This is a genomic window from Moraxella sp. VT-16-12 (assembly GCF_002224245.2).
Taxonomy (GTDB): Bacteria; Pseudomonadota; Gammaproteobacteria; order Pseudomonadales; family Moraxellaceae; genus Moraxella.
The window spans coordinates 42,391-58,895 of record NZ_NKHK02000005.1; the positions used below are offsets into that span (position 1 = coordinate 42,391).

Annotated in this window: 14 protein-coding genes and 1 tRNA gene; 2 read left to right on the forward strand and 13 right to left on the reverse strand. The window is 43.3% G+C overall.

Features of this window, described 5'->3' with window-relative positions:
• Nucleotides 1-16: 16 nt before the first annotated feature.
• The 13 genes from mscL to CEW93_RS05725 form a co-directional block, all read right to left on the reverse strand.
• Nucleotides 17-457 carry a large conductance mechanosensitive channel protein MscL gene (mscL, locus tag CEW93_RS05665; RefSeq protein WP_089539480.1) on the reverse strand — a complete coding sequence of 147 codons (441 nt, stop codon included), beginning with the start codon at nucleotides 455-457 and terminating at the stop codon, nucleotides 17-19.
• Nucleotides 458-674: 217 nt separating this feature from the next.
• Entirely contained in the window at nucleotides 675-2,519 is a 1,845-nt protein-coding gene (gene typA / locus CEW93_RS05670) for a translational GTPase TypA (protein ID WP_089539481.1), read from the reverse strand.
• 173 nt (nucleotides 2,520-2,692) lie between these two features.
• On the reverse strand, nucleotides 2,693-3,997 hold the full coding sequence (locus CEW93_RS05675; protein WP_089539482.1) for an OmpA family protein: 1,305 nt from the start codon (nucleotides 3,995-3,997) through the stop codon (nucleotides 2,693-2,695).
• Nucleotides 3,998-4,199: 202 nt separating this feature from the next.
• Complete coding sequence (locus CEW93_RS05680) at nucleotides 4,200-4,964, reverse strand: pyridoxine 5'-phosphate synthase (RefSeq protein ID WP_089539483.1); 765 nt, start codon at nucleotides 4,962-4,964, stop codon at nucleotides 4,200-4,202.
• 5 nt (nucleotides 4,965-4,969) lie between these two features.
• Nucleotides 4,970-5,656: a DNA repair protein RecO gene (locus CEW93_RS05685; RefSeq protein ID WP_089539484.1), complete on the reverse strand. Its 687-nt coding sequence runs from the start codon at nucleotides 5,654-5,656 to the stop codon at nucleotides 4,970-4,972.
• Entirely contained in the window at nucleotides 5,656-6,648 is a 993-nt protein-coding gene (era, locus tag CEW93_RS05690) for a GTPase Era (protein ID WP_089539485.1), read from the reverse strand. Before era ends, CEW93_RS05685 begins: the two co-directional genes overlap by 1 nt.
• A 76-nt stretch (nucleotides 6,649-6,724) precedes the next feature.
• Nucleotides 6,725-7,465, reverse strand: a complete 741-nt coding sequence (rnc, locus tag CEW93_RS05695; protein ID WP_089539486.1) for a ribonuclease III — start codon at nucleotides 7,463-7,465, stop codon at nucleotides 6,725-6,727.
• A complete protein-coding gene (locus CEW93_RS05700; RefSeq protein ID WP_089539487.1) occupies nucleotides 7,465-7,854 on the reverse strand; it encodes a DUF4845 domain-containing protein in 390 nt (129 codons plus the stop codon). The genes rnc and CEW93_RS05700 overlap by 1 nt, the downstream gene beginning before the upstream one ends.
• A 121-nt stretch (nucleotides 7,855-7,975) precedes the next feature.
• The gene (gene lepB, locus CEW93_RS05705; protein ID WP_089539488.1) at nucleotides 7,976-9,082 is read right to left on the reverse strand and encodes a signal peptidase I; all 1,107 of its coding nucleotides are present in this window, start codon (nucleotides 9,080-9,082) and stop codon (nucleotides 7,976-7,978) included.
• Between the two features lie 17 nt (nucleotides 9,083-9,099).
• Complete coding sequence (gene lepA, locus CEW93_RS05710) at nucleotides 9,100-10,899, reverse strand: translation elongation factor 4 (protein WP_089539489.1); 1,800 nt, start codon at nucleotides 10,897-10,899, stop codon at nucleotides 9,100-9,102.
• Between the two features lie 141 nt (nucleotides 10,900-11,040).
• Nucleotides 11,041-12,231: a capsule biosynthesis protein gene (locus CEW93_RS05715; RefSeq protein ID WP_089539490.1), complete on the reverse strand. Its 1,191-nt coding sequence runs from the start codon at nucleotides 12,229-12,231 to the stop codon at nucleotides 11,041-11,043.
• Between the two features lie 50 nt (nucleotides 12,232-12,281).
• Nucleotides 12,282-14,486: a capsular polysaccharide biosynthesis protein gene (locus CEW93_RS05720; RefSeq protein ID WP_089539491.1), complete on the reverse strand. Its 2,205-nt coding sequence runs from the start codon at nucleotides 14,484-14,486 to the stop codon at nucleotides 12,282-12,284.
• An 82-nt stretch (nucleotides 14,487-14,568) separates the two neighbouring features.
• Nucleotides 14,569-14,644: transfer RNA gene (locus CEW93_RS05725), tRNA-Gln, on the reverse strand.
• A gap of 131 nt (nucleotides 14,645-14,775) precedes the next feature.
• Here CEW93_RS05725 and CEW93_RS05730 point away from each other — a divergent pair.
• Together CEW93_RS05730 and panF are read left to right on the forward strand one after the other, a co-directional pair.
• Entirely contained in the window at nucleotides 14,776-15,066 is a 291-nt protein-coding gene (locus CEW93_RS05730; RefSeq protein WP_089539492.1) for a YhdT family protein, read from the forward strand.
• Complete coding sequence (gene panF, locus CEW93_RS05735; protein WP_089539493.1) at nucleotides 15,066-16,490, forward strand: sodium/pantothenate symporter; 1,425 nt, start codon at nucleotides 15,066-15,068, stop codon at nucleotides 16,488-16,490. Before CEW93_RS05730 ends, panF begins: the two co-directional genes overlap by 1 nt.
• The last annotated feature ends 15 nt before the right edge of the window (nucleotides 16,491-16,505 follow it).

Sequence of the window (16,505 nt, forward strand, 5' to 3'; positions counted from 1 at the left end):
ATGATGGGCATGATGATTATTTTTTATCTAATTTTGCACTGATTTCACGTAGTAGCAAAATATCCTCGGATGGCTCGGCAGGAGCTGGGGGTGCGGCAGGCTCTTCGGCAGAACGGCGTAAACGATTCATGCCTTTCACCATCATAAAGATGATAAACGCCAAAATGATAAAATTAAGTAGCACGGTGATAAAGCTACCATAAGCCAACATAGGCACACCCGCTTCTTTTAGGGCTTCATAAGTGGGTGCAACACCATCAGGAGCTTTACCAAGCAGGATGTACATATTTTTAAAATCAAGCTCACCGCCTGCAATAAACCCCACAATCGGCATGATGATGTCTTCTACCAACGATGTGGTAATCTTGCCAAATGCCCCACCAATGATGACACCGACCGCCAAGTCCATCACATTGCCTTTTAGGGCAAATTCTTTAAATTCTTGCAACATGCTCATCGCACTCTCCAAAATAAATTTTGATAACAATAATTATTATCTTTAATGGTATTTTATTTGTTTTTAATCACAAACACAAGATAATCAAATACATTTTACCAAAAAACCCAGCAATATTTGTTTGCTTATGGTTAATAGATTCACCAAAAAAAATCGTATGAATCAATGTTTTTGACCATAAAATTAAACCCCAAACCATCAAGTTTGGGGTTTTTGATTAATCTTTTTTACGCCCAAACCGTTTACGCTCATTCTCGGTCAGATACTTTTTACGAATACGAATAGATTTTGGGGTAACTTCCACCAGCTCATCATCTTCAATAAATTCAAGTGCTTGTTCTAGTGTGTACTCCAAGGCAGGCGTTAAAATAATCGCATCGTCTGAGCCTGATGCACGAATGTTGGTCAGCTGTTTGGCTTTGGTGGGATTAACGACCATGTCATCGCCTCGTGAGTTGATACCCACAATCATACCTTCATAGACTTCAAGCTGTGGCTTGGCAAACAGTCGCCCACGCTCTTGCAAGCTAAATAATGCATAAGCCAAGCAAGTGCCTGTTACCATAGAGACCAACACGCCATTTTGACGTTTGGCAACATTGCCATCTTTGACTGCCCCATAATGGCTAAAACTTGATGTCATGATACCCGTGCCAGATGTCAAGGTCAAAAACTCTGAGCGAAACCCAATCAAACCACGAGATGGCACAGTGGCTTCAATACGCATACGCCCTTTGCCGTCCACTTCCATATTGGTCATTTCACCCTTGCGATTACCCATCTCTTGCATGACCACGCCTTGATGTTGCTCTTCAACATCAAAGGTTACATTTTCATAAGGCTCGCACATCACCCCATCAATCTCTTTCATGATGACCTCTGGGCGAGACACACCAAGCTCAAAACCCTCACGACGCATATTTTCAATCAGCACTGATAGGTGTAACTCACCTCGTCCTGACACTTTAAAGCGGTCTGGGCTGTCAGTGTCTTCCACACGCAAAGCAACGTTATGAATCAGCTCACGCTCTAAACGCTCACGAATGTTGCGAGAAGTTACAAATTTACCTTCTTTGCCTGCAAAGGGGCTGTCATTAACCTGAAAGGTCATAGAAACGGTTGGCTCATCTACCGACAAAGCAGGCAAAGCTTCCACACAGCTTGGGTCGCACAAAGTGTCTGAGATATTGAGCTTATCAATCCCTGTTACACACACAATGTCGCCTGCGGTGGCGCCATCTACGTCCACACGGTCAAGCCCATGATAACCCATGATTTTTAAAATACGTCCATTGCGTTTGTTGCCATCTTTATCCACCACAACCACAGGGGTGTTGGTTTTAACTGAACCACGCTGAATACGTCCCACCCCAATCACGCCCACAAAGCTGTTGTAGTCAAGGCTAGAAATTTGCATTTGAAATGCACCATCCACGTCCACTTTGGGCGGCTCAACAACATCAACAATGGTCTCAAATAAAGGTGTCATATCATCAGCAAGCTCATCAGGCTCACGCCCTGCAATGCCATTGATACCAGAAGCATAAACCACAGGAAAATCAAGCTGCTCATCTGTGCCACCAAGATTGTCAAACAAATCAAAAACTTGATCCATCACCCAATCAGCACGAGCGGCAGGCTTGTCAATTTTATTGATAATCACAATTGGTTTTAGACCACGAGCAAACGCCTTTTGGGTAACAAAACGTGTCTGTGGCATCGGACCTTCTTGGGAATCCACCAAAAGCAGCACACAATCCACCATTGACAACACACGCTCCACCTCACCGCCAAAATCAGCGTGTCCAGGAGTATCCACAATGTTAATGCGGTATTCAGTATTGGTGCGTTTATCCGTCCAGCGAATTGCGGTGTTTTTAGCAAGAATGGTAATGCCTCGCTCACTTTCTAGGGCATTAGAGTCCATCACTCGTTCAATCTCACCTGCTCGCTCACCCAAAGCACCAGACTGCTGCAACAGTTTGTCCACCAAAGTGGTCTTACCGTGGTCAACGTGGGCTATGATGGCGATGTTGCGTAGGTTTTGAATAGAATCTGACATAAAATCTCAAAAATAATTATGACCACAAAGGGTCTGTTGATAATAAAAAACTGTCAATTGTAGCATGATTTTTATATAAAGCCTAGAAAAATCAAAAAAAATCAACAGCAAAAAAAGCCACCCTAAGGCAGCTTTTTTGGTATTAATGGAATAATCACATAGGATACTAAGGATTATTGTACATTCATGTCTTTGGTTTGGTCAACCGTAGTGGTCTTAGTACCTTGAATCACAGCAAATACACGACGGTTCATTGCTTTACCTTCAGCAGTGTCATTTGGTGCGATTGGACGGTCAAAACCATAACCTACTGCACTTAGACGGTTAGGAGCAATGCCAAACTCATTAGTTAGTACAGATTTAACTGCGTTTGCACGAGCTTCTGACAGACGTTGATTGTAGCGAGCATTTGAACGCTTACTGTCTTTTGAGGCATGACCTTCAATGTTTGCAGTTGCGTTCGGGAATTCGCGCATTCTTTCTGCAACTTTGGCAATCTCTTCACGATACTGTGGTTTCACGATTGACTTGTCATAATCAAAGAACACACGCAATTCTTGACGTAGTTCATCAACAATATCAATCTTAACTGTACAGCCTTGTTGATCCACAACGGTGTTAGGCGGTGTATTTGGACAAGCATCCAAATGGTCAGCCACACCATCCATGTCGCTATCAACAAACGCAGGTGTATCATCAACAATCTCAGGCACAACAGTAGGCTCAACTGGTGGTGCAACAATTGGAGCTACCGCAGGCTTCAAACGACCACCCAAAGTAACCTCTAAGCCTGCTAGGGCTTGACCTTCCCACAATTCATGGTCAAAGTTGTGAACACCACGCACCTCACCACGTACCGCCAAAGCATCATTGATAAGATAACGAGCACCTAGACCCACATTACCAATGGTGTCTTTTGATTTGGCAACTTCTGAACCTGCTGGGATAGTGCCAGCAGGCAAGCCTGTTTGAGTTGCAAAAGTGGCATTATACTGTGCTTTATTCTCAATGGTGGTTTTTTGCTGACCGCCACCAATAAGTACATATGGCTTAAATTTACCATCAGTATAGCCAGTAAATTGTTGTAGACCAACTAAGAAATTACCGCTGATATTTTCTTCTTTGGCATCAAAACGGTTAGTTACATCGTGATTCCAAGAACGCTTAGAAGCACGAGCTTCAGTGTCTGTGATGCCATATTCTACTTGAAATTGGGTAGATGGAGTAAGTTCAACACCCAAAGCAACACCTGTATATAGGTCGCTTTTTAGAGCAACGCCACCATTTGGTGTGGGCGTACCAGAAGGTGTAGGAGCAGCATCAGTTAAATTTTTGCCCGTTGTAAATACACCACGTTGCTTATCATGCGCTTCGTCAGTATAAGTATAACCAATCAAAGGAGTAACGGTTACGCCTGCATAAGATGCAGTAGCAACAGTCGCAGTCAATACTGCAAGAGCAATACGATTAAGTTTCATAGATTTCTCCAAGAGTTAAGGTAGAAACATCAGGTTACCGTTTTCATATTCTAACACTAAACCCAAAGAATTCCAATAGAAAAATCATCAGGTTATTGATAGATGGATTTAGCATACCGATAATCGGTAAATTTTGCAACCATTATTTAATAAAAAATACAAGATATTTACATAAAATTTACTTAAAGTTACGCTATTACCATCAACCATCCAACAAAGCCACTTTGTCCAAAAACACTTGTCGCATACACCGCACTGCTTCATCTAAGCCAACAAAAACAGCATCAGCAATGATTGCATGACCGATATTTAACTCATGAATGCCATCAATTTGGGCAATAAAAGCAACATTATCCAAAGTCAATCCATGCCCTGCATTAGTCAGTAGATTAAACTTTTTAGCGTGTGCAACTGCCTTTTGAATACGCATCAGTTCATTTTTGACCTGTTCATTAACCAAAGGCTCATCATCACAAGCCAGCCACGCTTCGGCATACGCCCCAGTGTGCAGCTCAATGGCATCTGCTCCAAGAGCGGCCGCTTTATCAATTTGGGCAGTATCAGGGTCAACAAACAGCGATACTTTAATGCCAGATGATTGTAAGGTCTTGATAAAATTGGGTAATTTTTCATTATTAATGATATCAAGTCCGCCTTCGGTAGTTACTTCCTCACGTTTTTCTGGCACAAGGCACACCCAATCAGGTCTAACATCACAAGCAATCGCAAGCATTTCATCAGTAACTGCCATTTCTAGATTCATAGGAATGCTGATGGCTTGTTTGATGGCATACACGTCAGTATCTTTGATGTGTCGGCGGTCTTCTCGCAAATGTAAGGTAATGCCATCCGCCCCTGCCTGCTGACAAATTTTTGCCCCCTTGATGGGACATGGATAACCCACACCACGAGCGTTACGCAATGTGGCAATGTGGTCAATATTAACCCCCAAACGTGGTACATTCATCATGATTACCTATATTTTAGTTGCTCTGCCCATAATTTTCGGCTATTTAAAGGACGATAGTCAAGCAAAAAATCAATCAATGTGCGGTAAATTTGCCCCACATCATTTAAATACACATCATCTATACCATCATGTTGAGCAATCGCGAGCATGGTTTTACCCAACAATCTGCCATGCGCCATACTGACAAAACCTTGATTGGGAATAAATTCATAGCACGCCCTAGGGTCAATCACTCTACCCATGCTATCAGCCCCCCAATCAATACTTACGCCAAGCTCATCAAACAGTGCCGTTTCAAAGTGTCTTAAAATGTGCTTTATGACAGCCAATTCATTAGTCTTTTGCAAAGATTGAATGCTGTTATGATAACTTTGCCACAAAGCAGGGCAAGGGTTTTCTTGGCTGATGAGCTTGGTGGTGATTTCGTTAAGATATAATAAAGCATATTGGTTTTGCCCAAAAGTGTTTTTTAGGGCAATATTTTGGGAGCTTTTTAGATGAATTTGATTAAAATTTTTAAGCGAGCTTTGTCCACTGGCAAAGAGTTCTATCAAGGCAAAAGATGGCATACCACGCACGCCTACGCCATGCACCACACCATGCTCTCTACTAAAAAACTGATAAATTGCTCGTCTTTCTTGGTAGGCTCTGGCATGGAGCAGATAGCCTGTGAGTGGGGCGTCTTTCACTAGTATCCCAAACTCGTCAATGCCCGCTCATCATCACTCCACCCTTTTTTGACTTTCACCCAAAGCGTGAGCATGATTTTACGGTCAAAGAGTTTTTCCATGTCCATGCGCGCATCAATGCCAATTTGTTTGATGCGACTGCCTTTATCACCGATAATGATGGTTTTTTGACCAGCTCGCTCCACAAAAATGGTGGCATCAATAAAGGTGCACGCCTTACGCCATTTACCAGTTTCGGGGTCTTTATGAGCTGGCTCATCTTTAAAAGCATCAATCTGCACGGTCAAATCATAGGGCACTTCATCACCTGATTGACGCATGATTTTTTCACGGATAATCTCGCTTGCCAAAAACCGCTCGCTTCGGTCGGTAATTTGTTCAGGGTTAAAAATCGGTGGTCGCACAGGCAAATACTCACCAATCACCGCCTGCAATCTATCCAAATTTTGACCACGCAGGGCAGACACAGGAATGATATCGGCAAATTCAAAACTTTCTTGATACTCCGCCATCAAAGGCAGCAGCTTGTCTTTTTCTTTGATGGTGTCGGTTTTGTTGATGACCAGCACCACAGGTAAGCTCGTGGCTGCCAGTTTTTCCAAGGTCAATAAATCATCTTCTTGCCATTTTAAGCCATCCACCACAAACAGCACCAAATCCACATCAGCCAGTGCCGAGATGGCAGCTTTGTTCATGCGTTCGTTGATGGCTTTGACTTCTTTTTTGTGAATGCCGGGGGTGTCCACAAAAACAATCTGCATGGCTTCATCAGTCAAAATGCCATGAATGCGATGACGTGTGGTCTGCGGTTTGCGACTGGTGATGGAAAGTTTCTGCCCAAGCAGATGATTCATGAGCGTGGATTTGCCCACGTTGGGACGACCAACAATCGCCACAAAGCCTGCCCTAAACCCATCTAACACAGGTGTGTGATTGTTGTTAAAAAAGGCGGCAATGGCGTCTTCGTTGGTGGTGTTTGTCTGCTCGCTCATGAGTATCCTGATTTTTAAAGTATTGACATATCAAGGCTGGGTAAATGCTTGATGGGTGATTGATAATAAAATTTGGTCAAATTGGCTTGGGTTTTTCTAATTTATTGAGCTGATTTATCATGCGTTCCGCACATTTTTGTTCAGCAATTCGCCGACTTTCGCCACGTTCGGTGATGGGCTGACAGTCTTTGACTGCCACTTGGCACTCTACCACAAAGGTCTGGTTAGGAGCATTACCAATGGTATCCATCAAAGTGTAAATGGGCAAAGGCAATTTGTTGCCTTGTAGCCACTCTTGTAAGCGAGATTTGGCATCTTTTAGTACTTGCTCTTGCCCAACCTCATCCAACAAATCGCCATACCAAGACAGCACCAAAGTTTTGGTTAAAAAACCATCATTGCTATCCAAATAAATCGCCCCAATCAACGCCTCCACCGCATCCGCCAAAATAGATGCACGATGTCGTCCGCCACCCTTGCGTTCACCCACCCCCAAAATCAAATGACCAGACAACCCTAATTTTTCGGCAATCTGTACCAAGGTCTCTTGACGCACAAGTGTTGCTCGCATACGAGTGAGTTTACCTTCATCATGGCGTGGATATTTGATAAATAGTGCGTTGGCAATCACCACCCCAAGCAGTGCATCTCCCAAAAATTCAAGGCGTTCGTAGCTCATTTTTGGGTCAAAAGAGCGGTGTGTTAAGGCACGCTTGGCAAAATTTGGATCTTTAAACGTGTATCCTAATTTTGAACACAGATGTGGATAACCTTGTTCAAAGGTAGCAAAGTGAGTAGGAAGCACTGTCTGGGTCATTATTTGGTGTCTTTTGCTGTAATCTCTTTTTCAAAACGATTGACAATATATGTACCGCCATAGAAGTTGCTTTCTACTTCATATTGGCTTTTTACTGCCAATGCTCCGGGAGTTTTATTGGTAAAAATGAGCATTTCTTCGGGCTTGCTGTCATAATTGGCGTTAATGGACAACTGTTGGCTAAGACTGTTTAAAAACTGCTTATCAGTTTGCTTGGCTTCATTGGCTTCTTTGAGTTCTTGGGCGACCAATTTGGTAAATTGATAATCACCAACATAAGCAGGAATGATGCCAATTGCCAATTTAGCAAGCAACCCCAATGCAATAATAAACAGCACGATGGAAGTAACAGACGCACCACGCTGCTGACCAAATGTAGAACACCGCATAAATCACCTTAAATCATGTTTGTCAATTCGTGTTTGACATTTTATCATTAACTGTTTTAACATCAAAAAACAATAAGACAAACCGCCCATTAATAATACCAATTGGTTCAAAGTATGGATATTAATCAATCGCCCCTGCTCGCCCAAAACTTGGTAATTTTAGCCCTGCATCTTTGTGCATCCAAATATACGTGGCTTTACCTGCCAAATTGGCTTCTGGCACAAAGCCCCAAAACCGCCCATCTTCGCTGCGGTCTCGGTTATCCCCCATCACAAAATATTGACCTTGGGGGACGGTGATTTGCCAGCTTGCACCACCAGTTTCCATGAGCATGGGCGAATTTTTTTGTAAAAATGGTGCATCTTGGGCAGAATTTAAATCCCCCAAATACCGCACTTGATAGACGTGTTCGCCATGAGTTTCAGTATAATAACGAGCGTGTTTTTCTTCTTCTTGACTATAAGTCATGCGTTCAACATCGCTCAAATGCTGGTCATTAATCACTTGGGGCAAAAGTTTGGCATTTAGCTCATCAGGCATTTGATAATCATGCTTTTTAGTGTCTATCTTTTGACCATTGACCGTTAAAGTATCATTAGAAAATGCCACCGTATCCCCCGGTAGACCAATCATACGTTTGATATAGTAGCGTTTGGGATTTTCTGGATAACGAAACACCACCACATCACCATGCTTGGGCTCGCCTGTGTTTAAAATTTTGGTGTGAGTAATTGGCAAACGCAGTCCATAAGATGCCTTATTGACCACAATAAAATCACCCGTATAAAGGGTTGGCACCATAGAACTTGATGGAATGTTAAACGGCTCTACCACAAAGGAACGCACCAAAATAATCACCAACAAAATCGGCAAATATTCATACGCCCACCGCACCAAAAAAAATTCATTGGGTTTGTCATCGCCCAAAATGCCCTGAGCTTGCACCAAACTACGTTTGGCGTCTTGATAAGCGGTGCTGGCATGAAGTAGCATGCTTGGGCTATGCTCTGTGCCAATAAATTCATCAGGCGACACATCATACCCAAACCGCTCTAAGGTTTTTTGAAACTCTTTTTTAGTTTTGTCAAAATGGCTTTGTGCCATGGCAATCTTACGGTTTTGACCTACGGCTCGTTTATGCTGTTTTAGCCAAAGTTTATCTGCCAGATATGCCAGCAAAAACACCAAAGTAACAGGGACGAGAATTAGGTTAATGTCAAATTCCATCAGCTTTTTACCTTATTCTAGCCATCTACTTTTAATACTGCCAAAAACGCTTCTTGGGGGATTTCCACCGAACCTACTTGTTTCATGCGTTTTTTGCCTGCTTTTTGTTTTTCAAGAAGTTTCTTTTTGCGACTGACGTCCCCGCCATAACACTTGGCAAGTACGTCTTTACGCATGGCTTTCACCGTAGAGCGAGCGATAATCTGACTGCCTATCGCCGCTTGAATCGCCACATCAAACATTTGACGAGGAATGAGCTCTTTCATCTTTTCAACGAGCTGATTGCCACGACGGCGAGCGTGTTCTTGATGGCAAATCATCGCCAAAGCGTCCACTTTTTCGCCGTTAATCAGCACATCCACACGAGCCAATTTGTCCGCTTGATAACGCTCAAAGGCATAATCCAGTGAAGCAAAACCACGACTGGCGGACTTTAATTTATCAAAAAAGTCCATGACCACCTCGCCCATCGGTATGTCAAACACCACTTGCACTTGACGTGCCATAAACTTCATGTCCACCTGCACGCCACGACGCTCCATAGCAAGGGTAATGACGTTGCCCAAATACTCTTGGGGCACCAAGATATGACAGCGAGCAATCGGCTCACGAAACTCAGCTATCAGCCCTGTATCAGGCAGACGAGATGGGTTGTCCACATAGGTGATGTCGCCATTTTTCTTTAAAATCTCATAAATCACACTCGGGGCAGTGGTAATCAAATCTAGGTTGTATTCACGTTCCAAACGCTCTTGGATAATCTCCATGTGCAGCATGCCCAAAAAGCCACAGCGAAAGCCAAAGCCTAAGGCGTCAGACGTGTCTGGCTCAAAAAATAAGGCAGCGTCATTGATTTGCAGTTTTTGCAAGGCTTCACGAAACTTTTCAAAGTCAGACGAATCAATAGGAAACATCCCTGCATACACTTGTGGTGTTACCTTTTGAAAACCTGCAATGCTCTCCACTTCTGGCGTTTTGGCAAGGGTGATGGTGTCGCCCACAGGGGCGCCTGCAATGTCTTTAATGCCTGCGATGACAAAACCCACCTCGCCTGCTTGCAAAATGCCAGTTTCAAGTGGTTTTGGTGTAAACACACCGATACTGGTTACTAAGTGGCTTTCGGACGTGGATTTGATAAAAATCTTATCGCCTGTCTTGACTTGTCCTTCACGCACTCGCACCAAAGACACCACGCCCAAATAATTATCAAACCAACTATCAATAATCAAGGCTTGCAAGGGGGCATCTCTGTCGCCCGTGGGGGCAGGGATTTTTTCCACCAAAGTTTGTAATAATTCATCAATGCCCAGCCCTGTTTTGGCAGAAACTCGGGGAGCATCTATCGCCTCAATGCCAATGATGTCTTCAATCTCTTCAATGACTCGCTCAGGCTCAACCTGTGGTAAGTCAATTTTATTTAAAACAGGCAAAACTTCTAGCCCCTGCTCTACCGCCGTGTAGCAGTTGGCAACGCTTTGGGCTTCTACGCCTTGGGCAGCGTCCACCACAAGTAACGCCCCTTCACACGCTGCCAAAGAACGAGACACTTCATAACTAAAATCCACGTGTCCGGGGGTGTCAATGAAATTAAGCTGATATTTTTGCCCATTGGGGTGGTTATAATAAAGTGTAACCGACTGGGCTTTAATCGTGATACCACGTTCACGCTCAATATCCATGCTATCTAGTACCTGTGCCTGCATTTCACGCTCAGACAGACCGCCACATACCTGAATAAAACGGTCGGCAAGCGTACTTTTGCCGTGGTCAATGTGGGCGATGATAGAAAAATTACGGATGTGGGTGAGTGCGGTCATAGATAGTTTTGCAAAAATAAAATTAACTGATTATTTTAACAAATTTTTTAAAAAAAATCTTATTTATTCTAAATATGCTGATAATTTGTGATGGCTGGCATGGCTGATAATCAATGTCCAAAAACAAGCCAGTCAAAGACACTAATCTTGCCGATAAGCAATCACCCAAGGCGATGTCCCATAAAACGAGCCATTAAGCTGAGTTTGCTCTATCAGATATTCACGAAATTTCAGATAAAATCCTCGGTTGGGTGGCATGGGGTTTGCCCAAAATTTATCCAAAGACTGCTGGTCGGTCAATCCTTTGATGTCATATAACGCTCGCCCCATCACTTTGGTGGGTTTTTGATGATAAATGGATTGTAGTCCTGTGGTGCTATTGACCGTAATCATGCCAATGCTGGCTTTGATAAGGCTTGGCAGATGCATATCACAACCATAAAAGGTTCTGCCTGCCACACCCAGTGTCTGACTAAGCTGTTTAATAAATCCACGATAATTACGATGACCACGGTCTAATGGGTGATGTTTAAATACCAGCTTTGTGCCTTGGGGAGCGTGTTTGGCAAAAGATGTGAGCACTTCTGTAATAAAGTCTTTGACATCAGCATAATCACTGTGGTGAGTGATTTGTGAATCATTGTGAACTTGTAGGCTCACCAGATAAAAACTGCCCTCATCAACCAGTTTTTTTTGCAGTGCCAAATCAGGATAATACCAATACAATTTACGTAGCGGATAAATCAGCCACGCCATGATTTCCTGACCAATGGTCAAGCCACGATAATGCTCATAGTGTGGATATCGCCACTGCCACAAAAACACCATCAAATAATACACCATGCTTGCCACACACATACGCCAAAAACGATTGGCGGTGTATTTTGGTTGGTCATTGGCATTTTGTAGCTGGTTGATGAGCATGGGGTCTAGGCGAGAGTAGCCGTTAATGCCATGTTCTTCTAGGGTGATATAATCTGGTCTTAAATAGCCCTCTTCGAACACAAAAAACGCCAATTGATGGGTTTGACATAGCGTTTTGGCAATCAAATGATAGGGGCGACAATCATTAAAACAAACGATGGCTTCAATGTGATGCTGTTTAATAATCTGCGCCAAAAACTTGTCAAAATCTTCCAAACAACCCCGATAATTATCAACAGCATGTTTATGGCAATAAAAAAAGGCATCACCGGCATTAAAGTTGATTTTGTGTACGTATTTGCCCTGCTCCATTAAAAAGGTGGCAAAACGGCAAAAAAACGTCCCCATCTTGCCTTGTAAAAGCAAAATGTTTTTATGGGACATCAAGCGTTTCATGTGAACTGACATGCAAAAGAAACCTTTTACTCACAAAATCATTGTGATTGTATCATATTTTGTTATGACAATTTTTTACCGCTTGTTACATTGCGTAATCTCATGACGTAAGTTTTTATCTTTTGGAATAATTGTTGAGCAAATTTGGCATAAGGCTTACCATCTTCTTGATAATTATAAAGATAATCAATCACATTTTCAGGGGTAGCAAGCCCTGTGCCGTGTGGCAAATGATAAATGGGGTATGCAATTAACGTGCCAAAAATCAGCTCATCTAAGGTCAAAGGCGGTAAATTGGGGCGAGTACGGCGGTTGAGTGCTTGTATTTTTGGGGTATTTTGTGTCTCTATCACATCATCCGTCAGCCCAAAGCCTGCATAAAATGGCAAGCCATAACACACCACTTTCTTATATCGTAATAACGCCTCAAAGCCGGTGAGTGAGCTGATGGTATGCACCACATCGCAGACATCCAAGCAATCAGGCATGGCAACGTCATAAGCAACCACGTCCGCCAGATGGTGATTGTCCGCCTTGCCCATGCGCAGTCCTGCTTCTACATCAGGGTGGGGCTTATAAATAATGATGTCTTGGGGAAAGTCAGCACGCACTTTTGCCAAAAGCTCGCTATTTTTTTTAATCATACTGGCACAATTTTGTAACGAAGCGTCATCTTCCACCTGACCTACCACCAGATGAACACATCGGCTGTGTGATTTTAACAGTTGTAGTTGCATGCCAATATCATGATTTTTTGTAGGTACATTGTATTTGCTTACACGCTGAGTTAAAAGCAGCTCATGCAAGCGTTTGGCACGCTGTTTTTGAGTCTCATCAAGCACAATGCCATTTAAAATTTGTTCAAGTCGGCTGGGTGCGGTCGTATCAAAATAAATCCCCACATCGTCCATCACAACCGACATGGGTGCAATAAGTGTTGCCCCCAGACCGTTAGAACGAATAAAACCATCTTCCATGCACCAAATTTGTGGGTTGGTTTTTCCATAAGCAGTCAGTTTATCCACCAAGCGTTTTTTGGCTTTTTGCCCCCATACAACATAGGCAGACTTGCCAAGTGTGGGGGGTAGTATTTTATCATCATCACGTTTGACACGTTGGGCATTAATGGCATTGGGCAAAAATAATCGCCATCTGTTCTTTTTAAAAGTCAATGTTATGTTATCAAATCCCAAAAATCCACGCACAAAAGGCACTTTCCAGCGACTAAATTCATAAATCAGCAGTTGCCCTGTGTTGCCATACAGTTTATCTTGCCAATCACGATTGGTGATTAAATAATCCATGAGCGTTTCAATATCGCACGCCTGAGCGGTGGCAGGGTTGGCATAATGGCTGTATAAGACATAACTGGCATAAAAAAGCTGATAAATGCTGGGATTTTGGATATTTAATGCCCGATGATGAGCTTGTACTTGGGCATAAAGCGGGGTATCTTGCACAAAGCTGTCATCAGTCAAGCCAAACCCACCATACCAATTTACACCAAAATTATGTACCACCTTGCCAAGCATGAGTGCTTCAAAACCCATATGACTGCTGACAGTATAAATGGCGGTTGCTTGATTTAGCAGGGCAATCGGATTGCAATTATCAGTCAAATAAAAAGGTGGCATGCCATCGCTTGGTGTAAAATACCCTTTGCCTGCTGGGTGTGCCTTTATCCAAATATTAGCGTGCCGATAGTGAGACTGAGCATGAGCAAGCATGGCAGCAAAACTCTGATCATCTGCCCCTGCCCCTTTGACTGAGCTGTCATGTGCCACTTGGTCAATGATGATGACGTGTGGTTTGTCATTCTTTGCCAACTGTGATAAATCAGGCGCATAAGTGGTGGTATTATATTTAGAGAGTTTATTGGTGATGATTTTTTGTATTAATTTTTTGGCATACTGCTGCTTGTCATCGCACCAATTGTTTAGGCAGTCTGCGATTAATGTTTGCAGGCGATTTGGGGTGGTCAAATCAAAATACACCCCCACATCATCCATAATAAAACTTGCCCCCACACTACGAATGCCACTACCCAATGAACGCAAAAAACCATCTTCTATGGTAATCAGTGGCAAATGGTGAGCATGAGCAAAAGCAACCGCTTTATCACGACTTGGTTTTTGACCCCACGCCAGCACTGCTTGTGCCTTGCGGTCTTTATATGCCACATCTGCCCCCAATGCCACACCAAGCAAGGGGTTATTTTTTAAAATGCCAGAAGTGGCGGTTGTAAAATGCGTACCAAAATGAGACATATGCGTGTGCCAAATTTTTATCTTATCTTAATCATACACCAAAAAACAAAAAAGCCAATCCTAAGATTGGCTTTTTATAAAATGGCAGGGGTAGCTGGACTCGAACCAACGAATGTCAGGATCAAAACCTGATGCCTTACCAACTTGGCGATACCCCTATGGGCGATAATTATAACAAAGTTTAAGTAATTTGCAACTATTTTTTTAAAATATGTCCATTCATTCAAATCCACTGGGTCATTTTGTGCTAGACTAACACCATTTTTTGCTTTAAACAGACAGAATATTGATGGATAAAAATTTCTCTTTTCAAGACACGCAACCGCTCAGCAAACAGCTAAACCGTGAAGCCAAATGGGCGGTTTATTTGACGGTCATTTACTTGATTGGCTGGGTGATGGGGGCGTATTTTAGCCCCACGGGTGTTGGCGTATTTGGTTTGCCGTTATGGTTTGAGCTGTCTTGTGTGTTTTTGCCAATGGTATTTATCATGCTTAGTATGGCGGTATTAAAAATGGTTTATCAAGACATCAATTTAAATGATGATTTGTCTGACACACAGCAACACAAGGACAACTGATGACTTTAAATATTGAAGTGCTTATTCCCCTTGTGCTTTATTTGTGCTTTGTTTTTGGGATTGCATGGCACGCCTATCAAAAACGCCAAAAAGATTTTTTAAATGAGTATTATGTTGGTGGTCGCTCCATGTCAGGTTTTGTGCTTGCCATGACCACGGTGGCAACTTATGTGTCGGCAAGCTCATTTATCGGTGGGCCGGGAGCGGCGTACAAATACGGCTTAGGCTGGGTACTACTGTCCATGATACAAATACCTGCCATTTGGCTGACACTTGGCACACTCGGCAAAAAGTTTGCCATACTAGCACGCCAAACAGGCAGTATCACCATCAATGATTTGCTCTTTGCTCGCTATCAAAACAAAGTGGTGGTATGGCTGGCTTGTGTCTCTTTATTATTGGCGTTTTTTGGCATGATGGTGGTGCAGTTTATCGGAGCAGGTCGGCTTTTGGAAGCCACACTCGGTCTGCCTTATGCGTGGTCGGTGGCGGTTTTTGCACTGGTGATAGGGCTTTATACTTTTATTGGGGGCTTTCGTGCGGTGGTTTTAACCGATACGGTACAAGGATTGGTCATGCTGGTGGGGGTTGTGCTGTTATTAGGTGGTACGCTTGTTGCCACAGGTGGCATTGATAACGCCATGAACACCTTACACACCATTGACCCACGCCTTTTGACGCCCACAGGTGTTGATGACAAACTCTCGGCAACTTTCATGCTGTCATTTTGGGTGTTGGTGTGCTTTGGTTTGATTGGTCTGCCCCATACTGCCGTGCGTGCGATGGCGTATAAAGACAGCAAATCTTTGCACCACGGCATCTTGGTTGGCACAATGGCAATGACGGTGCTTGTGTTGGGCATGCACCTAGCAGGCGTGCTGGCTCGTGCGGTCGTACCAGAGCTTGATGTGCCTGATAAAGTCATTCCCACACTGATGATGACAGTACTACCGCCTGTGGTGGCAGGGGTATTTTTAGCCGCACCAATGGCAGCGATTATGTCGTCTATTGATTCCATGCTCATTCAATCATCAAGCACGCTGATTAAAGATTTGTATTTATCCATCAAACCTGACGCCATTGGCAATGAAGCCAAAATCAAACGCTACTCCACAGGCATTACCCTTGGTTTTACGGTCATTTTGGCAATCGTTGCCATGCTCAATCCGCCTGAGATGCTCATTTGGCTTAATCTGCTGTCCTTTGGTGGACTGGAAGCCACATTTTTATGGGTGCTGGTGTTTGGATTATATTACAAAAAAGCCAATGCCACAGGGGCGATTTGCTCTATGGTGGCAGGACTGATGAGTTATGTCATCATTGCTTATTTTAAAATATCACTGTGGGATTTGCACGCTGTCGTACCTGCGTTAGTGATTGGCTTGGTGGGGTTTTTGGTGGGCAATGTGGCGGGCAAAAGATAGGTTTACAAAACCGCC